Source organism: Lonsdalea quercina subsp. quercina, assembly GCF_000688655.1.
Taxonomy (GTDB): Bacteria; Pseudomonadota; Gammaproteobacteria; order Enterobacterales; family Enterobacteriaceae; genus Lonsdalea; species Lonsdalea quercina.
Map to the genome: position 1 here is coordinate 166,328 of NZ_JIBO01000006.1, position 24,334 is coordinate 190,661.

General features: G+C 54.2%; 22 protein-coding genes, 1 pseudogene and 1 other annotated feature. Of the genes and pseudogenes, 8 read left to right on the top strand and 15 right to left on the bottom strand.

Translation table 11 applies throughout. From position 1 onward, the window contains the following. Positions 1–41: 41 nt before the first annotated feature. The gene (locus RZ35_RS05875; RefSeq protein ID WP_026739426.1) at positions 42–365 is read right to left on the bottom strand and encodes an HI1450 family dsDNA-mimic protein; all 324 of its coding nucleotides are present in this window, start codon (positions 363–365) and stop codon (positions 42–44) included. 55 nt (positions 366–420) lie between these two features. After that, positions 421–1,881 carry a cardiolipin synthase gene (gene cls, locus RZ35_RS05880; protein WP_026742461.1) on the bottom strand — a complete coding sequence of 487 codons (1,461 nt, stop codon included), beginning with the start codon at positions 1,879–1,881 and terminating at the stop codon, positions 421–423. A gap of 202 nt (positions 1,882–2,083) precedes the next feature. On the opposite strand from cls, the gene RZ35_RS17805 reads away from it, so the two are divergent. Then, positions 2,084–2,260, top strand: a complete 177-nt coding sequence (locus RZ35_RS17805) for a YciY family protein (protein WP_099049247.1) — start codon at positions 2,084–2,086, stop codon at positions 2,258–2,260. A gap of 874 nt (positions 2,261–3,134) precedes the next feature. Here the strand turns inward: RZ35_RS17805 and RZ35_RS05890 are convergent. Beyond that, entirely contained in the window at positions 3,135–3,431 is a 297-nt protein-coding gene (locus RZ35_RS05890; protein WP_026742463.1) for a YciI family protein, read from the bottom strand. A gap of 192 nt (positions 3,432–3,623) precedes the next feature. Here RZ35_RS05890 and tonB point away from each other — a divergent pair, with 192 nt between their 5' ends. Next, positions 3,624–4,358, top strand: a complete 735-nt coding sequence (tonB, locus tag RZ35_RS05895) for a TonB system transport protein TonB (protein ID WP_026742464.1) — start codon at positions 3,624–3,626, stop codon at positions 4,356–4,358. Between the two features lie 70 nt (positions 4,359–4,428). Here tonB and yciA read toward each other — a convergent pair whose 3' ends face one another. From yciA to RZ35_RS05945, 9 genes and pseudogenes are all read right to left on the bottom strand, one after another. Next, positions 4,429–4,854 carry an acyl-CoA thioester hydrolase YciA gene (yciA, locus tag RZ35_RS05900; RefSeq protein ID WP_026742465.1) on the bottom strand — a complete coding sequence of 142 codons (426 nt, stop codon included), beginning with the start codon at positions 4,852–4,854 and terminating at the stop codon, positions 4,429–4,431. Positions 4,855–4,895: 41 nt separating this feature from the next. After that, entirely contained in the window at positions 4,896–5,468 is a 573-nt protein-coding gene (locus RZ35_RS05905) for a septation protein A (RefSeq protein WP_026742466.1), read from the bottom strand. 163 nt (positions 5,469–5,631) lie between these two features. Further along, on the bottom strand, positions 5,632–6,384 hold the full coding sequence (locus tag RZ35_RS05910; RefSeq protein ID WP_026742467.1) for a YciC family protein: 753 nt from the start codon (positions 6,382–6,384) through the stop codon (positions 5,632–5,634). Between the two features lie 112 nt (positions 6,385–6,496). Next, on the bottom strand, positions 6,497–6,871 hold the full coding sequence (locus RZ35_RS05915; protein ID WP_026742468.1) for a YkgJ family cysteine cluster protein: 375 nt from the start codon (positions 6,869–6,871) through the stop codon (positions 6,497–6,499). A 473-nt stretch (positions 6,872–7,344) separates the two neighbouring features. After that, the gene (gene trpA, locus RZ35_RS05920) at positions 7,345–8,157 is read right to left on the bottom strand and encodes a tryptophan synthase subunit alpha (RefSeq protein ID WP_026742469.1); all 813 of its coding nucleotides are present in this window, start codon (positions 8,155–8,157) and stop codon (positions 7,345–7,347) included. Then, on the bottom strand, positions 8,157–9,350 hold the full coding sequence (gene trpB, locus RZ35_RS05925) for a tryptophan synthase subunit beta (protein WP_200873752.1): 1,194 nt from the start codon (positions 9,348–9,350) through the stop codon (positions 8,157–8,159). The genes trpA and trpB overlap by 1 nt, the downstream gene beginning before the upstream one ends. Before the next feature lie 9 nt (positions 9,351–9,359). Then, positions 9,360–10,748, bottom strand: a complete 1,389-nt coding sequence (trpCF, locus tag RZ35_RS05930) for a bifunctional indole-3-glycerol-phosphate synthase TrpC/phosphoribosylanthranilate isomerase TrpF (protein ID WP_026742471.1) — start codon at positions 10,746–10,748, stop codon at positions 9,360–9,362. Between the two features lie 2 nt (positions 10,749–10,750). After that, a pseudogene (gene trpD / locus RZ35_RS18290) lies at positions 10,751–12,349 on the bottom strand (bifunctional anthranilate synthase glutamate amidotransferase component TrpG/anthranilate phosphoribosyltransferase TrpD). Next, positions 12,349–13,911: an anthranilate synthase component 1 gene (locus RZ35_RS05945; RefSeq protein WP_036152788.1), complete on the bottom strand. Its 1,563-nt coding sequence runs from the start codon at positions 13,909–13,911 to the stop codon at positions 12,349–12,351. The pseudogene trpD and the gene RZ35_RS05945 overlap by 1 nt, the downstream one beginning before the upstream one ends. 20 nt (positions 13,912–13,931) lie before the next feature. Beyond that, positions 13,932–14,031: a sequence feature (Trp leader region), on the bottom strand. A gap of 229 nt (positions 14,032–14,260) precedes the next feature. Here RZ35_RS05945 and rnm point away from each other — a divergent pair. The 4 genes from rnm to rluB all read left to right on the top strand — a co-directional run bounded on the left by rnm (position 14,261) and on the right by rluB (position 18,528). After that, on the top strand, positions 14,261–15,145 hold the full coding sequence (gene rnm, locus RZ35_RS05950) for an RNase RNM (RefSeq protein ID WP_026742475.1): 885 nt from the start codon (positions 14,261–14,263) through the stop codon (positions 15,143–15,145). A gap of 77 nt (positions 15,146–15,222) precedes the next feature. Continuing rightward, entirely contained in the window at positions 15,223–15,843 is a 621-nt protein-coding gene (locus RZ35_RS05955; protein ID WP_026739441.1) for an L-threonylcarbamoyladenylate synthase, read from the top strand. 438 nt (positions 15,844–16,281) lie between these two features. After that, complete coding sequence (locus RZ35_RS05960) at positions 16,282–17,058, top strand: OB-fold protein (RefSeq protein WP_139171472.1); 777 nt, start codon at positions 16,282–16,284, stop codon at positions 17,056–17,058. A 588-nt stretch (positions 17,059–17,646) separates the two neighbouring features. Further along, the gene (gene rluB / locus RZ35_RS05965) at positions 17,647–18,528 is read left to right on the top strand and encodes a 23S rRNA pseudouridine(2605) synthase RluB (RefSeq protein WP_026742477.1); all 882 of its coding nucleotides are present in this window, start codon (positions 17,647–17,649) and stop codon (positions 18,526–18,528) included. Between the two features lie 88 nt (positions 18,529–18,616). On the opposite strand, the gene RZ35_RS05970 is transcribed toward rluB, so the two are convergent. Next, entirely contained in the window at positions 18,617–19,378 is a 762-nt protein-coding gene (locus RZ35_RS05970; protein ID WP_026742478.1) for a YciK family oxidoreductase, read from the bottom strand. Positions 19,379–19,698: 320 nt separating this feature from the next. On the opposite strand from RZ35_RS05970, the gene sohB reads away from it, so the two are divergent. After that, positions 19,699–20,745 carry a protease SohB gene (gene sohB / locus RZ35_RS05975; RefSeq protein ID WP_026742479.1) on the top strand — a complete coding sequence of 349 codons (1,047 nt, stop codon included), beginning with the start codon at positions 19,699–19,701 and terminating at the stop codon, positions 20,743–20,745. Positions 20,746–20,832: 87 nt separating this feature from the next. Here the strand turns inward: sohB and RZ35_RS05980 are convergent, their stop codons facing one another. Together RZ35_RS05980 and RZ35_RS18060 are read right to left on the bottom strand one after the other, a co-directional pair. After that, complete coding sequence (locus RZ35_RS05980) at positions 20,833–21,090, bottom strand: YciN family protein (RefSeq protein ID WP_026742480.1); 258 nt, start codon at positions 21,088–21,090, stop codon at positions 20,833–20,835. A gap of 254 nt (positions 21,091–21,344) precedes the next feature. Continuing rightward, a complete protein-coding gene (locus RZ35_RS18060) occupies positions 21,345–21,623 on the bottom strand; it encodes a hypothetical protein (protein WP_162174222.1) in 279 nt (92 codons plus the stop codon). On the opposite strand from RZ35_RS18060, the gene topA reads away from it, so the two are divergent. Next, entirely contained in the window at positions 21,525–24,122 is a 2,598-nt protein-coding gene (gene topA, locus RZ35_RS05985) for a type I DNA topoisomerase (protein WP_026742481.1), read from the top strand. The genes RZ35_RS18060 and topA overlap by 99 nt on opposite strands. Positions 24,123–24,334 lie beyond the last annotated feature (212 nt).

Here is a 24,334-nt window from a genome sequence, read left to right on the forward strand (position 1 = left end):
TGGCGGCCCGATTCAGGCCGGAGTAACAACTGAAGGGTCAATTACGCTTTCCACAGAATGTGGCAGAGCTTATGGTCTTTTTCGCGGCAAATCAGCACTCGGGCGAACACATCATTGATTTCCGCATCTTCGCTCTCGGCCAGACCAATGACGACTTCGCAGAAGAAGTCTGGATTCAGATCGAAATCGACGTGATCCTGCCAGTCTTCCGCCGGGTCGAACAGTTCGGCGCCGCCGCGCTCTTCAAACTGCAGGTTAAACAGCAAGACGTCGGCGGGGTCGAGATTATCCGGCGCTAACTCTAGAAAGATGTCGTATGCCTGTTCCAGCGCTTCATCTTCGGTCAGGCGGTTATTTAAATCCATGAGACAGTCCTATTCATCCACAAGGCGTGTTATTAGACCATGAAGGACACGGGGTTTACAGCAGCGGGCTGAAAAAGTAGAACAGACGCTCCACGATGCGTTGCCAATAGGGCCTTCTCTGCCATTTCCCTGCATCCAACAGGCGTGAACGGGCGATATAGTCGTCCTGAACACAGGCCAAATCATTGCCGAAGTCCGCATCGTCGATGACCATCGTGATCTCAAAATTGAGCCACAGGCTGCGCATGTCGAGATTGACGGTGCCGACCAAACACAGCTGGTCGTCGACCAGCACGCTCTTGGTATGCAGCAATCCACCTTGGAACTGAAAGATTTTTACCCCGGCGCTGAGCAGCTCGCTGAAAAAGGCTTTACAGGCCCATCCCACCAGCACCGAGTCGTTTTTGTGCGGCACGATGATATTGACGTCTACCCCTCGCTGCGCCGCTGTGCAGATGGCATGCAGCAAATCATCGCTTGGCACGAAGTAGGGCGTTGTCATGATCAGGCGGCGGCGCGCGGCGTATACCGAGGTCAGCAGCGCCTGATGAATCATATCTTCTGGGTAACCCGGCCCGGAGGCGATCACCTGAATAGTATGGCCGCTTTCTTGCTCAAACGGCATGATGTTGACGTCCGGCGGCGGCGGAAGTAAGCGTTTTCCGGTCTCCATCTCCCAGTCACAGCTGTAAATCACGCCCATAGTGGTTGCGGCGGGNCCTTCGGCGCGCACCATTAGGTCGATCCATTGACCAACGCCGGCATCCTGCTTGAAATAGCGAGGGTCAACCATATTCATACTACCAGTGTACGCAATGCGGTTATCGACCAATATGATCTTGCGGTGCTGACGCAAGTCCATCCTGCGCAGGAACGCACGAAAAATATTCACCCTCAGCGCTTCCACCACCTGAATGCCTGAAGCGCGCAGGATGTCCGGGTAGGCGCTGCGCAGAAAGGTTCTGCTGCCGGCGGAGTCCAGCAGAATGCGGCAGTGGACGCCACGTTTAGCTGCCGCCTGCAACGCGGCCATGACTTCATCGACGAGTCCGCCCTGTTGCCAGATGTAAAACACCATTTCGACGTTATTGCGCGCAAGTTCGATGTCGCGCACCAACGCTTTTATGGTGTCAGGAAATGAGGTGATGAGCTGAAGTTGGTTGCCTTTGACGCCGGCGATACCCTGGCGACGCTCGCAGAGTTGGAATAAGGCGCTTGCCACTTCGCTATTCTCTGTAGCGAAAATCCGGCTGTAGCTCTTAAGCTCCTGCAGCCATTTGGCTGTGGAGGGCCACATTTTGCGGGCGCGCTCGGCACGTTGCTTACCCAAGTGCAGTTCGCCGAAAGACAAATAGGCGACGATACCGAAAAGCGGAAGGATAAAAATCACCAGTAGCCATGCCATGGCGGAGGGAACAGTACGTCGTTTCATCAAGATGCGCAGCGTGACGCTGGCGATTAATAGCCAATAGCTGAATACCAACATCCAGCTTAATACCGCATAAAAAGTTGTCATGGCAAAGCGCACCGTTCCCTTCAGCGAATGCTTATCAGCAAAGTGTACGCATAGTTTACCTAAAGAGGAAATGTCTTGCGTCTGAATAGAATAGGCGACGTCTGACGGCAATCTGGGCCTTAAAACGCAAAGGCGACTTGGATGCTGTAGACGGGGAGGTATAATGTGCGGCGTTCTGCTTCCTGACAAAAAGAGTCTCTCCATGAAACGCAGCCCTAATGAAGTCAGCCGCTGGCGTATGCAACGCCAGGTTCAGCGCCGCCGCCGCCGCTGGCTCGAAGCTCAATCCCGCAGCTATCGTCATATCCATTCCGCCCGGTACTTACAGCAGAAGAAACAGCGTCGAGCGCTGCTTTATGCTGTCGCTTATGAATGGTAACTCACTGGCGTGATTGGTTTTTTAACGCCGCGCCATCCTTAAGCCGCAGATTTGGCGCATCGTTGTCTTTCTCCACGCTGGCGCGGTACGGAATCTCAACGGTGCTTGACGACAAGGGGGCGATGGCGGCCTAAACTCCGTTTTCATTCTGCGAGGACTCAGGCAGTTGGAGGCGACATTGTCGATCAGGTTGATGACATCGGTTATTCGCTGATTGCGTTCGGATATTGCGCCCCTGGCGTCCTTGACGTCGCCCATCATTTTTTCGCCTTTCCCTGCGATATGGCGGGTCTGCTGGCTAGCCGTGTCTGTCGCTCGTGGTTTTCCAGGTGTCGGTCGAGTTCTTCGACATGCTCAGTTGCCGCGCTCAGTGCTTCGAACTGGTATACGGCCTGTATCGATAGTTTTTGGTTATCGTCATTGTCCTGAACAATGGGAGCCAACAGGGTTCCATGCCCTTGCACGCTTGATCGACCAACGTTAACACCCGGATTGCATTACGGTAATGCTTTGTCTCAACGGGTGGACGATCTCTTCAATCAAAAACGATAAGTCCCGCCAACGTACCATTGATCATTAACCAGATTACTCAGGAAGTTAGCCTTGACGGAAGCATGATACGCCGGCTTTTGAGGAGGGGATAGGACAGCTTCTGTCGTCAATCCGCACACGGGGAATCGACCGTATGACACAGTGCGTGACACCGTCACTTATCGACGTGCCCAACTTCGTGCGATGGCGCGCAACAGGAATATAGAAGGGTGGCGAAGAAAGATGAGAAAGAAAGTATCCCACAGGCTGGATAACGTCGGCATGTGGCCATTGTTTATCAGCGTCGTGGGATCTTATCTTTTAATAGAAATGCGTTAAGCGATTAGAACACTTGTTTAAACGGTTTCACGATAACCTGCTGATACACGCCGGCGGCGACATAAGGATCGGCGTCCGCCCAACTTTTGGCTTCTTCCAGAGAAGGGAACTCGGCAATGACGACCGAGCCGGTAAAACCGGCGCTGCCCGGATCGTTGCTGTCTATGGCCGGTAGCGGCCCGGCGGTGAGCAGACGGCCCTGATCGCGCAACGTTTGCAGGCGAGCAAGATGGTCCGGACGCGACGCCTGACGTTTCTCTAAGGTGTTTGCTGCGTCTGTTGCAAAGATAACATAGAACATATTGACCTCTATCATTGTCGGGAAGCGGTTTGTTTGTTCATCTTACGATATGTCAGGAGAAGGGCAACCCCTTGAGTTTGCCAATAAATATTTCTGTTTTTGAGTTTATTTTTACAATTAGAAGGCTTCATGTTGAATATGATTGCTATTTGCATTTAAACTTGATGCGGCCTGAGAGGACACCGTAATACTATGCCGCAAAAAAAGAATTTCCTTACCCGCCGTTATTCATGGCCAGTGATCGTTTCCGTGGCATTTCACGGGTCTCTAGTCGCAGCCATACTTTATGCTTCGCTTAATCGCTCGGCGACAGTGGAGCAGGCGCAGCAGCCTATCACTATGACTCTGGTCGCACCGGCGCCGGTCGATGCCGCTCCTGCGCCTCAGCCGGAAAGCGCGCCGGAGCCGCAGCCTGAACCCGAGCCTGAGCCAGAAGTACAGCCGCCGGAGCCTGTGCCGGTCCCCGTCGCGGTGCCTGAACCCAAGCCACAGCCAAAACCGAAGCCCAAGCCGCAGCCGAAACCCAAGCCAGTGACGAAAAAAGAAAACCCGAAGCCGATCGAAGAGCCGAAGGAGTCGCTATTCACCAGTAACGAACCCACGAAGGCGCCCAATAATGCACCGGTTCGTCAGGCGCCTGTCGCCAGCGCGCCCGCTAGCGGNCCGCGGCCTCTGAGCCGTTCTCAGCCGGAATATCCGGCTCGGGCCTTTGCGCTGCGCGTGGAGGGTCGGGTGAAAGTTCAATTTGACATAGATGGCTCAGGTCGCGTCAGTGACATCCGTATTCTGTCTGCTGAACCGAAGAATATGTTTGAGCGTGACATCCGGCAGGCGATGCGGAAATGGCGATACGAAGAGAACAAGCCAGCTAACAATCTTGTGGTGACGATCGTCTTTAAAATCAACGGCGGGGCGGCGATGGAGTAGTGCAAGGACTTATGTCTGCACGTCGCGAAAGGTTATGCAAAACGGGCGCCTGAAGGCGCCCGTCGTTTAACTAAAGGTTTTCTGCTGTGAAGTGGCTTTTCCCTTCGGGCAATTCCCGTGATTTTCCCGCCTCATCCACCGCTACATAGGTAAATGACGCTTCCGTCGCGCGATAACGTTGTCCGATAGGTTCGGAAGACACTTTCTTCACCCAGACTTCAACGTTGATATTAATGGAGCTACGCCCGGTTTTCAGGCAGCGTGCATAGCAGCAAACCACATCACCCACCGCTAACGGTTTCAAAAAGGTCATGCCGTCGACACGTACGGTTACCACTCGGCCGTGAGCGATTTCTTTAGCCAGAATGGCGCCGCCGATATCCATCTGCGACATAATCCAACCACCGAAAATATCGCCGTTGGCGTTGGTGTCGGCGGGCATCGCCAGGGTGCGTAGCACCAGTTCCCCATGGGGCAAAAAGTCTTGGTTGCTCATAAATGGTTCAATACATCATCCCGGTAAGGTGTTGTTGAAATTCAAGGATGGTGGTCGTTCTCGCGATTATCTTCCGCCGCTTTCTTGTCTGCGGGTAAATGGCGGTAGAGGTAGACCCCGCAGAGTAAGGTAAATAGCAATGTGGCGCCGGTCAATCCAAAAACTTTGAAGTTTACCCAGGTGCTTTGCGGCAGCCTGAAGGCAACATACACATTCGCGAGTCCGCAGAGTAAGAAAAATACGGACCAAGCGACATTTAATCGCGCCCAGACCTGTTGCGGTAGGGAGATCTCTTTCCCCAGCATTTGCTGAATCACGTTTTTCTTCATGACGAACTGGCTGGCTAGCAGGATCAATGCAAATAAAGTGTAAATCACCGTCACCTTCCATTTAATGAACTCGTCATTATGGAAGACCAGCGTGAGCGTCCCGAAGAGGGTCACCATCGCGAACGTGACCAGCATCATTTTTTCAATTTTGCGGTAGATAAACCAACTGACCACCAGAGCCAGGGCCGTTGACGCAATCAGCGCGCCGGAGGCGACATAAATGTCGTAAAGTTTGTAAAAAACGAAAAAAACGACCAGGGGAAGAAAATCAAGAAGTTGCTTCATCAAGGGATTCCATACTTAAGGTGCATTGATGAAAGCCAGCCAGCGGCTGGCGCTCAATGCGTATTATCGCCGCTCCCGATGTGAATACGTCTGTCAGATCGTAATAATTTGCAGAAAATTACAATCATATGCAGCGTCTGGTCGCCGAGAGGACGGGCCGGTGTCAGTTACGCAGCAGCATATAGAGACGGAACAGATAAATGAGCAGCAATGCGGAGATAAAGTTGCTCAGGCCGTTAATGACAATAGCCATCACGGTAGGGGCTGCCAACGGCAAGCGCGCCACCAGCAGCAACAACACCACTTTCGCCACCAGCCACAGCATGACGGCGGGGGCGGTGACGCGGAAGTTGGCGAAGACCAGTTTGCTGCTCTGGCGCATGGAGGTGAATACACCGCGCTTTTCCGTGACGCTGATCACCGGCGATAAACTGAGGGCGATGGCCAACAGGACTCCCGGTACAATCAAAAACAGCATGCCTAATTGAATCAGCAGCGTGCAGATGAGGATCAATAACAGGAGCCGAGGCAAAACCGGCAGGGATGCGCCAATTGCCCTTAACGCGCTGGTGGGCGTGCCAGCGGACACCATCTGAACCAGCAGCAGCAACCCACCCACGAGCAGCGTATTGCCGATCAGTGAGGCAAACGTGCCCGCCGCGGACGCTTTCAACAATACGATCTGCTGTTCGGGGGACATTTGCTGAATCAGATCGCTAAGCCCCAGCTGTTCGCCTGCGGAGAGATCGATATTCGAATCGTTGAGTATTTGCAGTTGTTCACTTCCCGGAGTAAACAGATGCCCCAAAACCACGGTAATAAGCGAGGCCAACAGCGACAGCAGGAGGATGCTGACGAATTGGTTACGCGTGAAATTCATTGTGTCACGGTACAATGTACTGGCCGTGATAGGCATGACAACTCCTTGGCAAAAAGGTTAGCGATAAAATTCAGTCATTAATCGCTAATTGTAACCGGTTCGGCAAGACAGTGGCACCCCGACTGCGACCTCAACTATCTAATTCTTTTTATTCCAAACTTTCTTCCGCCTGCGAGATCACATCGCTGAGTGTCAGCGGCGGCATGCCGTAATGTGCTCGCGCCCGATCGCAGGCGTCATTCGGCCGCTGATTTTCGCCGGAAGCCGCGAATTCATGACAGGGCGAAGGGCGATTGGCATAGATGCGACAGCTGACGGACTCGCCGATAGCGCCGTCCAACGCCGAACAGCGAGGGGTTTTGCTGTTGGTGCCCTGCATGCAACGTAAGAACGGCGTCAAAGGCTCAGTCAGCTCAATCGGAACCGGCCCCGCGGCATCATTGCCTTCGGCCCAATAAAACGACACCCGGAAATAACCGCAGCAGGCGCCGCACTGCATGCATGGATTCACGCTTTCTACCATCGAATCTGCCATCGAAGGACCCCACGGTATTTGACCGCTGAAATTTGGGTTAAGAATAAAAATCTACTGCAGAATCGGGTCATTGGGCAGGGGGATTTTTGTGCAAAAGCACGTTCTGTCTCTTCACGATATCAGCAGCATAGTGGAAGTCCGGCCTGTGGTCAGTGAATGCATCGCTGCCATAGACAGGGCACCATAACCCATCAGAGCAGCCTTAATTTGATTGTGGGGCAACGTTATAAAAGGCGAAAAGAAGCTGAGGGAACCGTACAACTGTTTATCTCTGCCGTACAGGCGACCGCCGTTAAGCCGCGCGAGCTCAGTCAGTCAATCAGGCGCGAGGCGTTGGCATGATTTTGGCAGCCGCGACCAGTGAAGGTTGTGAGATAAAGGCGCTTGGGGGATAGAATCAGGGCGACGTATAAACGCCGCCCGTGCGTCAGCCTTACCTGAGGTGATGGAGGTGATAACGTTTAACCCGGCTGGCGTGTCGCGGCTTTCATTCGGCTGACGAACTCGCCCAGGTGTTTCAGCATCGCTTCCGGCTGCTGCTGGTGCTGCTCAATGATTTTCACGATGGCGGAACCGGAAATCGCCCCGGCGGCGCCGGCTTTGAGCGATTGATCCACCTGAGAAGGCTCAGAGATGCCAAATCCCTGCAGAGGCGGCGCGGCGTGATACTCGGTTAATTTGTCGATGAGATGATTCAGCGGTAGCTCGGCCCGATTTTCCGAACCGGTCACGCCGGCACGCGAAAGCAGGTAAGTATAGCCGCGACCAAACGAGGCAATCGCGCGCAACAGATCGTCATCCGCATTAGGCGGACAGATGAAAATCGGCGCTACTTCATGGCGCATCGCCGCAGTGCGGAACGGCGCCGACTCTTCCAGCGGGACATCCGCCACCAGTACGGAGTCCACGCCGGCCTGCGCGCAGCGCGCGTAGAAGGCTTCGATGCCGTTATTGAACACCAGATTGGCGTACATGAGCAGCCCGATGGGCAGGTGCGGATACTTCTGTCTCACCGCCGCCAGAATATCAAAACAGTGATCCGGCGTGACGCCCGCTTTTAATGCGCGCAGATTCGCGCCCTGAATGGTCGGGCCATCCGCCAGCGGGTCGGAAAAAGGGATCCCCAACTCCAGCGCATCAGCGCCGGATTCCACCAGCGTATCGATGATGCGCAGAGACATCTCAGGGGAGGGATCGCCCAGCGTGATGAAGGGGACAAAAGCGCCTTCGTTTTTCTCTGCCAGACGTCGAAACAGTGCGTTATAGCGTTCCATTACACCTCTCCCCGAGCTTTCAAAATGTCGTGTACTGTAAAAATGTCTTTGTCGCCGCGGCCTGATACGTTGACGACCAGAATTTGCTCTTTGTCGGGATCGGCCTGGATAATTTTCAGCGCTTGAGCCAGCGCGTGGGAAGATTCCAGCGCAGGAATGATGCCCTCATGACGAGACAGCGCTTTAAAAGCATCTAGCGCTTCATCATCGGTAATGGACACGTAGTCGGCGCGGCCGATGCTATTGAGGTAGGCGTGCTGAGGTCCGACAGACGGGAAGTCCAGCCCGGCGGAGATAGAGTAGGACTCCTCAATTTGGCCGTCCGCCGTCTGCATCATCGGCGATTTCATCCCAAAGTAAATGCCGGTGCGCCCATGTTTCAGCGGCGCGCCGTGTTCTCCGCTCTCAATGCCATGCCCGGCGGGCTCGATGCCGATGAGTTTGACGGACGGTTCGTCGATAAAGTCGGCGAACATACCGATGGCGTTGGACCCGCCGCCCACGCAGGCCAGCACCCTATCCGGCAGCCGGCCTTCACGCTCCAGCAGCTGCGCTTTGGTTTCCTCGCCGATCATGCGCTGGAATTCACGCACGATGGTCGGGAAGGGGTGCGGACCGGCCGCCGTGCCCAGTAGATAGTGTGCCTTGTCATAATTGCCGGACCAGTCGCGCATCGCTTCATTACAGGCATCTTTCAGCGTGGATGAGCCGCTGTGCACCGGGATCACTTCCGCCCCCATTAGCCGCATGCGGAACACGTTGGGGGATTGACGCTCGACGTCTTTTCCGCCCATATACACGCGACATTTCAGGCCCAGCAGCGCGCAGGCCAGTGCTGTCGCCACACCATGCTGCCCGGCGCCGGTTTCCGCGATGATCTCTGTTTTGCCCATGCGCTTGGCCAGCAGCGCCTGACCCAGCNCCTGATTGGTTTTGTGCGCGCCGCCGTGCAGCAGATCTTCGCGCTTCAAATACAGTTTGGTGCGGGTGCCTGCCGTCAGGTTTTTACAAAGGGTCAGCGCGGTCGGCCGTCCCGCGTAGTTTTTCAGTAAGTCGACGAATTCCGCCTGGAACTCGGGATCGCGCTGTGCGCTGACGAAAGCCTCTTCGAGCTGACGCAGGGCTGGGACTAAAATCTGAGGGACGTATTGCCCGCCGAACTCACCGAAGTAAGGATTGAGTAATGTCATAATCAGCCTGTCTTATTGATGCAATGAAGTACGATTCTGTTGCGCTGTGCCTAGCGTTCTGAATATTGCCTGGATTTTCCGCGCATCTTTGATACCCGGCTGTGACTCCACGCCGGAGTTCATGTCCAGCCCTGCACAGCCGAACGTGGCGGCCCGGTCGGCGTTATCTGGGGAGATCCCGCCAGCCAGTAGCACGTTATCCAGCTTGGCGCCTTCCAACACTTGCCAGTTAAACGCCTTACCGCTGCCGCCTTGCGCGTTATCCAACACAATGCGATCAACATGGGGACGGTCGAGAGTAGGCAGGGATTCACCGACGCTGACGGCCTGCCAGATTTGACAGTCGGCCGGCAGTTGTTGACGCAGCGCCGCGATGTAAGCCGTGTCTTCGTCGCCATGCAGCTGAACCGCCGTCAGTCTGAGTGCGTGGGCTGCGGTGGCGATGTCGCTTAACGGCGCGTTGCGGAATACGCCGACATAGCGCAACGGCGCACCGGCCATCACGTTAGAAGCTTGCTGCAAAGTGAGGCTGCGCGGCGACGACTCGACGAAGATTAAACCGCCGTAGACGGCTCCGGCCTGGAAGGCGGTCTGGGCGTCTTCCGCCTGGGTCAAACCACAGATCTTGTTATCGCCCAGAATCACCCGGCGAACGGCCATGGCGAGATCGGACTCCGACATCAGTGAACTGCCGATGAGGAAACCGTCGGCATAGCGGCTCAGCGCCTGGATCTGCGCATAGCGAGTGATGCCGGATTCGCTGATAACGGTGACGTCCGGCGGAAGCTGCGGCGCCAGCGTGCGGGTGCGGTTAAGATCGATGGACAGATCGCGCAGATCGCGATTATTGATGCCGACGACCTGAGCCTTCAAGGCAATCGCCCGCTCCAGTTCTTCCGGATTGCTCACTTCGGTCAGAACGCCCATTTTCAGGCTGTGCGCCACCTCGGCCAACTGCTGGTATTGGTTATCGTCTAGCACGGAAAGCATCAGCAGGATCGCATCGGCCTGATAATAGCGAGCTAGATAGATCTGATAAGGATCGATAATGAAATCTTTGCACAGCACGGGCTGGTGAACGGCGGCGCTGACACGGGACAAAAACGCGACGTTACCCTGAAAGTATTTTTCATCCGTTAAAACGGAAATCGCGGACGCGTACTCTTTATAAACCTGCGCTATCGCCGCCGGATCGAAATCTTCGCGAATCAGTCCTTTCGAGGGCGAGGCCTTTTTGCATTCCAGAATGAAGGCCGGTCGTGTTTGCTTTAGCGCCTGATAAAAGCTGCGCTGACTGGGTACTATCTGTGACTGAAAGTCCGCCAGCGGCTGCTGCTGACGGCGGCGTGCAAGCCATTCAGCTTTGTCGCGAACGATTTTGGTTAATACGGTATCCTGCATTTTTACTGTCCTCTGGCCGCCAGATCTTTCACACGCTGATAAACCTGACCGCTGTGAATCACTTCCAATGCCTGCTGCGCATTTTGCACCAGGTTCTCCTGCCCAAACAGTTTTAACAGCAGCGCGACGTTGGCTGCAACGGCGGCGTTGTGCGCCGGTGCCCCTTTCCCTTGGAGCAGGCGGGCCATCATGTCCCGGTTTTCTTCCGGAGAACCGCCGGTCAACGCCGACATCGGGTAGGTTTCCAGCCCGAAATCCCGATGAGTCAGCGCGTAGGTGTCAATATCACCGTCGCGCAGCTCCGCAACCTGGGTCGGTCCGTGGATGGCGACTTCATCCATTCCGCAGCCGTGGACGACGGCGGCGCGCTGGTAGCCGAGCAGCTTCAGCGTTTCCGCGATAGGTTTCACCAGGTCCGGGCTGTACACGCCGATCAGCGCCAGCGGCGGGCGCGCCGGGTTGCTCAAGGGACCCAACACATTGAACAGCGTATGCGTCTTCAACTGCTGGCGCACGGGCGCCGCATGACGAAAGCCCGAGTGGTACTGCGGCGCAAACAGGAAGCAAACGCCCAGTTCGTCCAACGCTTTCCGAGACGCTTCCGGCGACATATCCAGCTGAATGCCGAAGGCGGCCAGCAAATCAGAAGAGCCGGAACGGCTGGTGACGCTGCGGCTGCCGTGTTTGGCCACCTTTGCGCCGCAGCTGGCGGCAACGAAGGCGCTTGTAGTGGAAATATTGATGCTGTTAGTGCCATCGCCGCCCGTCCCGACGATATCGGCAAATGGATAATCCGGGCGCGGAAATGGCTGCGCGTCTTGCAACAGCGCGCTGGCCGCGCCGGCGATTTCATCGGGCGTTTCACCGCGAATTTTTATGCTGATCAGCGCGGCCGCCAACTGAGAAGGTTCCAGCTCATTGCGGATGATTGCCGCGAACAGCTGCTGGCTCTCCTCACGGCTCAACGTTTTTGCGGAGTAAAGCTTTTGAAGTAAGGTTTGCATTGTCCTGTCCTTGCTAATTTATGCCAGAGCCCATTCCAGCGTTAGATTCAGTAAGCGGGCACCCTGGGCGGTAAGAATAGATTCCGGATGAAACTGGAAGCCGCAGACGCGATCCTGATCGTGGCGAACGGCCATCACCATCTCGTTGAAATGTGCGTTAACGGTCAACGTTGCGGGAATATCGCTGCCCACCAGAGAATGATAGCGGGCGACTGGCAGCGGGTTACTCACTCCGCAGAACATGGCCTGTCCATCGTGTTCGATGCTGGACGCTTTGCCGTGCAAGATTTCTCCGGCCTGACCTACGTGGCCGCCGTAGGCTTCGACGATCGCCTGGTGCCCCAGGCAGATGCCGATAATCGGTAAATGACCCCGTAGCCGCTGTAGTAGTTCCGGCATGCAACCGGCATCGGTAGGGGTGCCCGGTCCCGGTGATAGCATCAGCACCGGCTGTTCCATTAGCTTTAAGCGTTCGATAATCGTATCCGCCGACATGATGTTGCGATACACCACCACATGATGGCCGCTGGCGCGCAGTTGATCGACCAGGTTGTAGGTGAACGAGTCGATATTATCGAGTAACAGAATATCAGCCATCAGAACACCTCCTTGGCGTGATGGGCGCTGGCGATGGCGCGCAAAACGGCGCGAGCCTTATTGCGGGTTTCATCGGCTTCGGCCTGAGGGTCGGAATCCAGTACGACACCGGCTCCCGCCTGTATGGTGGCGATGCCGTCTTCCACATAGGCAGAGCGGATAACGATGCAGGTATCCAGATCTCCGCGAGCGGTGAAATAGCCGACGGCGCCGCCGTAGCTGCCGCGTCGCGTTTTTTCGCTCTCGGCAATTAACTGCATGGCGCGGACTTTAGGGGCGCCGCTCAGCGTGCCCATATTCATGCAGGCTCGATAGGNGTGTAAGACGTCAAGGTCGGCGCGCAGCTGACCCACCACGCGGGAGACAAGATGCATGACGAAGGAGTAGCGGTCGACTTTGGTGAGGTCGGCGACATAGCGGCTACCGGGTTCGCAGATGCGCGCCAAATCATTACGCGCCAGATCGACCAGCATCAAGTGTTCCGCCAACTCTTTATGATCGGTACGCATTTCCAGCTCGATGCGGCTGTCCAGATCCCGATCCAGCGATCCGTCGGCGCGGCGGCCGCGCGGGCGGGTTCCTGCGATGGGGTAGATTTCAATCTGGCGGCTGGCGGCATCATATTTAAGCGCGCTTTCCGGCGAGGCGCCGAACAGCGTGAAGTCTTGATCCTGCATATAGAACATATAGGGACTTGGGTTGTGTTCCTTCAGCGTCTGATACGCCGCCAGCGGGGAAGGGCATGGCAGTGAAAAACGGCGCGATGGCACCACCTGAAAAATCTCGCCCAGTCGGATGGCCTGCTGCATCTGTCTGACGACGTCGCCGAAATCTTCGTCGCTTTGATTACAATCGAGCGTCATGCTTTCAACGTGCTGGCGAGGCAGTGCAGGCGCGGGCTGGTTGATCTGGTGCTGTAACTGTTCGAGACGCTGTTCTAAGCGGTAACGCTCGACGGTGTTCGGCGTAAACAGACTTGCCTGAAGATGCGTCGTCTGGTGCTGGTGGTCGACAATCAGCAGGGTCTCGGCAAGATAGAAACAGTAATCCGGACAACGTTGCTGCTGATTCAGCGGGGGCAGCGTCTCGAATCCAGCCACCAGGTCGTAAGCGAACAAGCCGCCGAAGAACATGGCATCCCGTTCATTGTCCGGGCAACTTACCAGCGTCAGCAACTGCCGTAATGCATCGAAAGCGGATAATGAACGCAGACGCGCATCTTCATCCTGCATCGCGTCAATGTCCGGAAAGGTCAGCTCGCGGCTGTTCGGACGCGCTTTGACGATAACGTCCTGCGGCAGTGCGTAATCCAGTAACGGCAGGAGTGATGCGCCATTGGCGGTCAGCGCCTGAACCGAAACCTGCGTTCCCATGGCGGTGATGCGCAGGGCGCTGTCTACGATCAGCAGACTCTGCAAATTCAGCTTACTGTCGACCTCGGCGGACTCCAGTAACAGCGTGGCGGGNCTGGCGCCGCACAGCTGATGAAAAATCGCGCTCGGATCGTCTCGGTATTCTGCCTTGGCGCGAAGTAATTCAATTTCTGGTTTTGTCTTTGGCATGATGGTCACTCTTTTTATCCATAAAAAAACCCGCTTTGAGCGGGCTTAAGGATGCTGCATATCAGATAATGGGTATGCGCGATCGATTCGCCCTCAGAGGGATAAGCGCCACCAACCTGCACTGTATTTTTTCGATTGCATCACCATTTGTCTGCCTCTATACCGTTACTGAACTTGCGTACTAGTTAACTGGAGCGCTGTAGGTAAGTCAACCCAAAAACAAAATTAATTGTAGTAAAGTGTGCGGATATGACGGCCATCGCCATGATTATCTTTCTTACCTTTTTATCGCTATTGATGGCATCATGCCGTCTGAACTTATCTTTGCCCGACGAGATGGATACCACGAGTGTCAGAAGAAACCTCCCTCCTTGCTTCATTCCCACTGTACGACCTGCACAGTCATACCCAAGCCTCCGACGGTGGATTAACGCCTGCCGAACTCGTGCGTCGCGCCGTAGCTATGCGGGTTGGCGTGTTGGCCATTACCGATCATGATACGACCGCTGGCCTGCCGGAAGCGCGAGAGACCATCCGGAACGAGGCGCTGCCGCTGAGACTGGTGGCGGGCGTCGAGGTGTCCACGCTATGGGAAAATCATGAAATTCATATCGTCGGATTGGGTATCGATCCTCACCATCCCTCGATGGTGGCGCTGCTTGCCGAGCAGGCGGACTACCGTCAGCAACGTGCCGAGCAAATTGCGGTCCGGCTGGAAAAAGCACAGGTCCCCGGTGCGTTGGAAGGCGCGACCCGTCTCGCGGCTGGCGGCGTGATCACGCGCGGGCATTTTGCCCGTTATCTGGTCGAGCAGGGGAAGGCCACGGCGATCAATCAGGTGTTCAAGCGCTATCTGGCGAAGGGCAAAACCGGCTATGTGCCGCCGCAGTGGTGTACAATAAAACAGGCCGTCAACGTCATTCACCAGTCCGGCGGTGTGGCGGTTATGGCGCATCCCGGCCGTTATCAGCTTAGCGCCAAGTGGCTAAAACGACTGCTGGCGCACTTTGCCGAATGTCAGGGCGACGCGATGGAAGTCGCGCAGTGTCAGCAGGCGCCCGATGAGCGTACGCAGCTGGCGCGTTATGCGCAGGACTATCATTTGCTGGGCTCACAGGGATCGGACTTTCACTCTCCCTGCGCCTGGATAGAACTTGGACGCAAATTGTGGTTGCCTGGCGGAGTGGAACCGGTGTGGGAACATCCGGCACTGAAAGACGGGCTGACGGCGTGATTGTGAGCCGCACGTGAAACGCCGGGCGCGGAGCGCCCTAGTGGCGGACTTCACGTTTTGAAGAGATGAGGTGGTACATGAGTCAATTTTTTTATATTCATCCCCAAAATCCGCAGACGCGGTTGATCGCACAGACGGTCGACGTCTTGCGCAAGGGCGGTGTCATCGTTTATCCGACTGACTCCGGCTATGCGTTGGGCTGTCAGTTGGAGGACAAATCGGCGATGGAGCGCATTTGCCGCATTCGTCATCTGGACAGCAGTCACCACTTTACGTTGATGTGCCGCGATTTGTCGGAGCTGTCCACTTACGCACACGTGGACAATGCGGCGTTTCGGCTCATCAAGAACAACACGCCGGGTAACTACACGTTTATTTTGAAGGGTACGAAAGAAGTTCCGCGCCGCCTGATGAATGAGAAACGTAAGACCCTTGGCCTGCGCGTACCGGCAAACCCGATTGCGCTGGATCTGCTGGCGGCGATGAACGAGCCGCTGATGTCCACCACGTTGATGTTGCCGGGCAACGACTTCGCCGAGTCCGATCCGGAAGAGATCCAAGAGCATCTCGGCAAGCAGGTCGACCTGATTATTCACGGCGGCTTCATCGGGCAACAGCCCACGACGGTTATCGATCTCACCGGCGATGCGCCGGAGGTGATTCGTGAAGGCACCGGCGACATTACCCCGTTTCTTTAACGCGTTCCACATCGGCAACATTCAGCATACATTCGGCGCGAATGCGGTTATAAGCGCGCCGCAAATTTTCTTGCGCGGGCGTATGACGCCGGTGTCTGTGAATCAAATAATAATTATCATTTTCACTAATAACATCAATAAATCGAATATTTTGGATTTGTTGTGCTTGCCAGCTTATGTGACCGTGCAATACTTGATTGGTCTTTCACCAAATAATATAGAATTGGATCGGATTGTAAGAATGTCAATTATTTGCGTCTTCCTTAGGGTTACAATAACTAGATCAAAGTAATTCTGGTTAAGTTACATCTTAATTTACAATGATGATCTTTTTTAGAAGTTACTCTAAGATGGTATGCTATTGGAATTGGTATTAGGCCTTGAGTGGATAAAGCACTGCCAGTTTAATATTTTTATTTTTCATAAGTGAGGGCAAGTTTGAAAAAAACTCTAGTAACAATTTTAGGGCTTTGTATTTATAGTGGCCTGTTTTATCACCCAGCATTTGGACAAAGCAGCTCAATTCCAGGAAAAGATGTACAGCTTAGAAAAGAGGATATTATAGGTTATATCAAATGGTTAATATTTTCTGGGTGCGAACAAGCATTATCAGGCTATCCAGCTGAGGACTTGATTGATAATGCGACGGAGGGGATGAAAAGAGATGTTAAAAACGACGCTTACGCTGAGGTTCATGATTATATTACTTTGGGATGGAGAATAGGCGGTTGGCTAAACGAAAATAATTGGGAAACAACGAGTGGGGTTAAAGTATCAAACTGTGAAGGATTAGCAAGCAACCTCATAAATAACAAGGATAAGAATGATGCTGCTAATTATGAATCGAGTATTGAAAGTTTTATTTCCTTTCCTTCACAAACAGCGATAGCATTAAAGAATGTTTCTGTTTATCAAACCACGGCAAAATCGTTAGCAGAAATGTATAATAAAAATGAGATTTTGTTAGATGATAAGATCAGAAAACGAAAAGTTGAGATAACAGGTGTAATTCAAAATATTCGAAAAAATTCTAAAGGTAATGTTGTTATTGAGCTGCGAAGCGGAAATGAATTTATGCCTGTACGTCTTAGCATGGATGTTGGCGAAAGAAGAAAATCATCAAAATTAAATAAAGGACAGAAAACAATTATCACATGCGACAAAGTAATGTTTTTTGCGGGTTCTCCTTCAGGGGATAAGTGTACGATTGATTAGTTATCTGATACCAGTAGTGTCAGGTATCTTTTCCAAACCTTAGGATACTTATGAACGTACTCAAGGGAAAAAGAACCGAGCCAGTTTAAAGCTTCACTCGTGTAAAATTTGACTCTTTAGACTAAAATAAGTGAAATCGCTGGCTCAAACTAAAACTCACAGCATTTACTTAATTTAAATGGCTGCAGAGCTTCATAACAGGCGACTAAGTAGTCAGTTAAGGTGATGCTGATAAAAATCTTCTTTTATGGAATTTTGAAGCTCTGTGCACGACCAGCAGCATACAAATTTGTGAGTATTCAAAGATCCGTTTTGTAGCACAGCTATTAATCTAAAAACTCAGTTTATAACTATATACGCTTGTTTATAGCTTATCGTACGCAGTTCGACACGAATAAAACTAGGAGAATCATTTATCCTGAAGTTCGTGTAGTATGTCGGCCCACAAATCATTGTGTATGGCACGTTGTTTACGCGATGCATATGGTGGAACAGTTACATATCAGTGAGTTGGCCTTTTTGTGGGTTAATTCATTGTTTTTGAAAGTATACTAGACGCCTGTGAAGGCGACACTCAGAGGTTGCTCAATGAGCGAAAAGCTACAAAAAGTACTGGCGCGTGCAGGACATGGTTCACGCCGGGAAATCGAAACAATGATTCAGGCAGGGCGCATTAGCGTCGATGGTAAAATCGCCACGCTCGGCGATCGCGTCGAAGTGACCCAAGCGACCAAAGTGCGCATCGACGGTCACGTGGTGACGGTGCGCGATACCGAAGACACGGTATGCCGGGTCTTGATGTACTACAAACCGGAAGGCGAACTGTGTACGCGCAGCGATCCTGACGGTCGTCCGACGGTGTTTGACCGCCTGCCTAAAATGCAGGGAGCCCGCTGGGTCGCGGTCGGTCGACTGGATGTTAACACCTCCGGTCTGCTGCTGTTCACCACCGACGGCGAGTTAGCAAACCGTTTGATGCACCCTAGCCGTGAAGTCGAACGTGAATATGCCGTTCGTGTCTTCGGCTCGGTTGACGACGACAAAATTAAACAGCTGAGCAAAGGCGTACAGCTGGATGACGGCCCCGCGTCGTTCCGCACTATCCGCTATCAGGGCGGTGAAGGCATGAACCAGTGGTATAACGTGACGCTGACAGAGGGGCGTAACCGCGAAGTGCGTCGCCTGTGGGAAGCCGTCGGGGTTCAGGTTAGCCGCTTGATCCGCGTACGTTACGGCGACATCCAACTGCCGAAGAGCCTGCCGCGTGGCGGCTGGTCTGAAATGAAGTTGGAAGACGTCAACTATCTGCGTGAACTGGTCCAGTTGCCGCCCGAAACGGTGAGCAAACTGCCGGTTGAACGTGAACGTCGTCGGATGAAAGCTCATCAGATCCGCCGTGCGGTGAAACGTCACAGCCAGGTAAGCGCTGCGCCAAGCCGCCGTAATCCGCCTTCCAAGCGTAACGGATGATTTACCACGGGATACCCAATGCAATACGGTATCCCGTTTGATTTTTCTGGAACGTCTTTCTTATCAATACCGTCTCCTCCTGCCTGCGTTATTTCGCCGCTCCGGGTTTCCTTCTCGGTTGGGCATCAAAACTCATTCCCGTCTTACGTCGACTGTCATCGCCCATCAGATACAAATAGAGCGGCATGATATCCGCTGGCGTTTTCAGTTTTTCCGGATCTTCGTCAGGGAAGGCAGCAGCCCGCATTGAGGTTCTCGTTCCGCCGGGATTGATGCAGTTCACCCGCAAATTACGATGGCGATACTCTTCGGCCAGCACTTGCATCATGCCCTCGGTGGCGAATTTGGAGACGGCATAGGCGCCCCAGCCAGCGCGGCCTTGGCGCCCCACGCTGGAACTGGTGAAAACAAGTGAAGGGCTGGACGATTTAAGGAGCAGGGGAAGTAGCGCCTGCGTCAGCATAAAGGTGGCATTCACGTTGACTTGCATCACCTGTCGCCAAACGTCGCTCGACTGTTCCGTCATGGGGGCGATCTGCCCCAGCAATCCGGCGTTGTGCAAGACGCCGTCCAGGCGCGGCATCGCCTGGCTCAGCGCATCCGCGATCTGATGAAATTGCTCCGACGTAGCCGTTAGCATGTCGCATGGAATCAGATAGTTGTGGGCGCCGCACTCCTCTTGGATCTGCCGCTCCACGGCGCGTAGTTTGCTTTCTGTACGGCCCAGCAGCACCAGGCGGGCGCCGTAGCGGGCATAGGTCAGCGCGGCTTCGCGTCCGATGCCGTCGCCCGCGCCGGTCACCAGAATAATGCGTTGTTTCAGCAGGTCGTTTTTAGGTTGATAGTACACGTCAATGTCCTCTTTCCGTCGTCAAATCAGACGCTGAACGAAGGGGGATTGCTATCGGCCACGTAAGGCGGACTGAATCCGAAATCGATTTAGGAAGGCATAAATAGAGAATTTATGCCTGAAACGATAGGCATTTTCAATCAGACTGAGGTGATATCCGGGCGGGGCGTTGGAAAAAACAGCGAAAGTGTGAATTTCATTGCTGAGGCATCGCCATTACGTATGGCATACGCTACGTTATGACACTGATGTTATGTAACCCAAGCAGGAACGCTGGCAAAGTCAGTTTCCTGCTCGTCAAAGAATAAGAGGCGGTATTCGTGGAATTAGTGGCTTTATATGGATTATTTCTGGCAAAGACCTTGACCGTGGTGGTCGCCATCGGCGCGCTGGTGGTGCTGACCGTCGGCCTGTCTCAGCGAAAACGCCAGCGAAGCGGCGAGCTGCAGGTGATCGACCTCGGCGAACAGTACCGTGGCGTACAGCAGGAAATGGAAAGCGCAGTGCTAAGCGACGCGGAATGCAAGGCGCTGGAAAAAAAACATAAGAAAGAGGAAAAGGCGAAAACCCGGCTTGAGAAGCAGCGCACGCGGCGCGGCGAGGAGGCGCACGGNAAACCCAGCCTGTATGTGCTTGACTTCAACGGCAGTATGGACGCCTCAGAAGTCAGTTCGCTGCGCGAGGAGATCTCCGCCGTGTTGGCCGTAGCACGCAAGAACGATGAAGTGCTGCTAAGACTCGAAAGCCCAGGCGGCGTGGTGCATGGCTACGGTCTGGCGGCCTCCCAGCTCCAGCGTTTGCGCGATAAGGGGATCCGTCTGACGGTGGCGGTGGATAAAGTCGCGGCCAGCGGGGGGTACATGATGGCCTGCGTAGCGGATCGCATTGTGGCGGCGCCGTTCGCCATCGTCGGTTCCATCGGCGTGGTTGCGCAACTGCCGAACTTTAACCGGTTACTGAAAAACAACGATATTGATGTCGAGCTTCATACGGCAGGTGAATACAAACGCACCTTGACGCTGTTTGGAGAAAACACCGATGCCGGACGGGAGAAATTCCGCGAAGAGTTGGATATCACGCATCAGCTGTTTAAAAATTTCGTCAGTGAAATGCGTCCTGGTCTGGATATCAATGCGGTGGCGACGGGTGAGCACTGGTTCGGTACTCAGGCGAAAGCGTTGGGGCTGGTGGACGCGATTGGCACCAGCGACGATTTGCTGATTGCGGAGATGAAAACGCATAACGTCTTGTCAGTGCACTATTTGCGCCGTAAACGTCTGATGGATCGTTTCACCGGCAGCGCGGGCGCGACGCTGGAACGCTTGATGCTGCGCTGGTGGCAAAGAGGGCATCAGCCTCTCCTGTGACCTGCCAGTCATAGCCCGCTGCTACGGCGGGCTATGACTGAATCAAACTTCCTGCTTTACGCCTCTCGACGTTTCTCCGCTGGCTGACTAATCCTGCAGGCTGTATTTATCAGACAGCTCATGCGCCAGGTATTTGAACATATTGAAAACGGCGGTAGTTTTGCGCGAAGGAAGGCCTTCGTCGTCAAGAAAGTAGTCGCCGCGGAAAACCAGCACGCCGTTTTTTTGTTCGACGTCGGTGGCTTCAATACCTTGCAGATAGTCGTCGTGATTTTTGATGAGGGTGTTGGCTTCAGCCAGCAAGGTGGCGCGATCGATTGGGGTCTTTTCTTTATGGGTGTGCATAACGCCTGTGCTCCTGCGGATAAAATCTTGCCGCATTGTACTGCCTGACGCCTTTACACGGCAAATTACCAGATTTTTATCTTACCCGTTTAAGTTCTCGCGGGGCGATCGGTGGCGAAAACCGCCTTTACATGCTAATTAAGTTGCGTGGTCGCATTTATCAGGTAGAGTGTGGGATTTTCCATAGTCAAGCAGAATAATTTATTTACGCCGTGGATGATAACCGTTAACTATGGTTACAATGCGGTATATGACTATTCCCACGGGATCATAGAGTTGCGGCGGATCAGCGGTGCCTGCAAGCCCGTGAAGACAAGAACAGAACGATGTTCCTCGCAGCCGAAAGCGAATTGAGCTGGGGTGATGACGGTTATCATCCCGTGATGGTGAAGATTTTTTCTTTTCTCAAAGAATTCAGTAGGTAACAATAAATTATGGGTAAAGCTCTCGTCATAGTTGAGTCCCCGGCAAAAGCCAAAACGATCAATAAGTATCTTGGCAATAACTATGTGGTTAAATCCAGCGTCGGTCATGTGCGTGACCTGCCGACCAGCGGCTCTGCGAGTAAAAAGAGCGCGGATTCTGCACAGGGAAAAACCAAAAAAGCGCCAAAAAAAGACGAGAAGACCGCATTGGTCAATCGTATGGGCGTCGATCCTTATCACGACTGGGCGGCGAATTACGAGATCCTGCCGGGCAAGGAGAAAGTGGTTGCCGAGCTGAAAACGTTGGCGGAAAACGCAGAACACGTCTATCTCGCAACCGACCTTGACCGCGAAGGGGAGGCCATTGCATGGCACCTGCGGGAAATCATTGGTGGAGATGAAACGCGCTTCAGTCGCGTCGTGTTTAACGAAATCACCAAAAACGCGATCCAGCAAGCGTTCGAAAATCCAGGCGAACTGAATATCGACCGCGTTAACGCTCAGCAGGCCCGTCGATTCATGGACCGGGTCGTGGGTTACATGGTCTCGCCGTTGCTGTGGAAAAAGATTGCCCGCGGCCTGTCAGCCGGACGCGTTCAGTCCGTCGCGGTGCGGCTGGTGGTGGATCGCGAACGTGAAATCAAAGTGTTTGTTCCTGAAGAGTACTGGGAACTTCACGCGGACCTGCTGGCGTCAAGCGACGTCGCACTCAAAATGCAGGTCACGCATCACAACGGCAAGCCTTTCAAACCGGTCAACAAAACGCAGACCCACGCGGCGGTTTCTCTGCTGGAGAAAGCCCGCTATGTCGTCTCCGATCGCGAAGATAAACCGACCAGTAGCAAACCCGGTGCACCTTTTATTACCTCCACGCTGCAACAGGCGGCCAGCACACGTCTCAGCTTCGGCGTGAAAAAGACCATGATGATGGCGCAGCGGTTGTATGAAGCGGGTCACATCACCTATATGCGTACCGACTCCACCAACCTGAGTCAGGATGCGCTGGAGATGGTTCGCGGCTTTATCGGCGACGAATTCGGCCAACGTTACCTGCCGGACTCGCCTAATCACTACAGCAGCAAAGAGAACTCCCAGGAAGCGCATGAAGCGATTCGTCCTTCCGATGTCAACGTGCAGGCCGAACAGTTAAAAGATATGGAGCCGGATGCGCAGAGGCTCTATCAGCTGATCTGGCGTCAGTTCGTCGCCTGTCAGATGACGCCGGCGCAGTACGACTCCACTACGCTGACGGTCAGTGCTGGCGACTACCAGCTGCGCGCCAAGGGCCGCACGCTGCGTTTCGACGGCTGGACCAAAGTGATGCCTGCGCTACGCAAGAATGATGAAGATCGTTCTCTGCCAGCGGTCGAGGTGGGCGAAACCCTGACGCTCGACAAACTGTTGCCGAGTCAGCACTTCACCAAGCCGCCTGCGCGTTACAGCGAAGCCTCTCTGGTGAAAGAGCTGGAAAAACGCGGGATCGGGCGTCCTTCAACCTACGCTTCCATCATTTCGACAATTCAGGATCGTGGCTACGTCCGCGTCGAGAACCGTCGTTTCTACGCGGAGAAAATGGGCGAAATCGTCACCGATCGCCTGGAAGAAAACTTTCGTGAGCTGATGAGCTACGATTTCACCGCGCGCATGGAAAGCAGCCTCGACCAGGTCGCCAACAATCAGGCGAAGTGGAAAGCCGTGTTGGATGAGTTCTTCGACGAGTTCACCAAGCGTCTGGAAACGGCCGAGCTGGATCCGGAAGCGGGTGGTATGAAGCCGAACCAGATGGTGCTGACCAGCATCGACTGCCCGACCTGTAGCCGCAAAATGGGGATTCGTACCGCCAGTACCGGCGTATTCTTGGGCTGCTCCGGCTATGCGCTGACCCCGAAAGAGCGTTGCAAAACGACGATCAATCTGATCCCGGAAGAGGAAGTGCTGAACATCCTGGAAGGGGATGAGGCCGAAGCCCACGCGTTGCGCGCGCGCCGCCGCTGCCCGAAATGCGGTACGGCAATGGACAGTTATCTAATCGACAATCAGCGTAAGCTGCACGTCTGCGGTAACAACCCTTCCTGTGACGGGTATGAAATCGAAACGGGCGAGTTCCGTCTGAAAGGCTACGACGGCCCGGTAGTGGAATGCGACAAATGCGGCGCGGAAATGCATCTGAAAATGGGGCGTTTCGGTAAATACATGGCGTGCACCAACGAAGACTGCACCAACACGCGTAAGATCCTACGCAGCGGCGAAGTCGCTCCGCCGAAAGAAGATCCGGTGCCGCTGCCTGAACTGCCTTGCGAGAAGTCCGACGCCTATTTTGTGCTGAGAGACGGCGCCGCCGGGGTGTTCCTTGCCGCTAATACGTTCCCGAAATCTCGCGAAACGCGAGCGCCACGGGTGGAAGAACTGGTGCGATTCAAGGATCGACTGCCGGAAAAACTGCGCTATCTGGCCGATGCGCCGGTCGATGACGGTGCGGGCAACAAAACGATGGTGCGATTCAGCCGTAAAACCAAACAGCAGTACGTCTCGTCTGAAAAAGACGGTAAGGCCACCGGCTGGTCCGCTTTCTATGTGGATGGCAAANGGGTTGAGACCAAGAAATAATTCGCACCCGGCGAAAAGACTTACGCCGAGCACGACAGGTAAGAGAATGATATCGGGGCCGTCTTTGACGGCCCCGTTTTTTATTGAACGATCGCACTATTTACCGCGCTCCTGAAGGGGGGATCTGTCGCCGTCATTGCGTACGGGCACCGACCTAAGAGAGTGCGGTCAATCCGTGCGACGCTGTGCCTGAAGGGCAATCAGATGGTCGG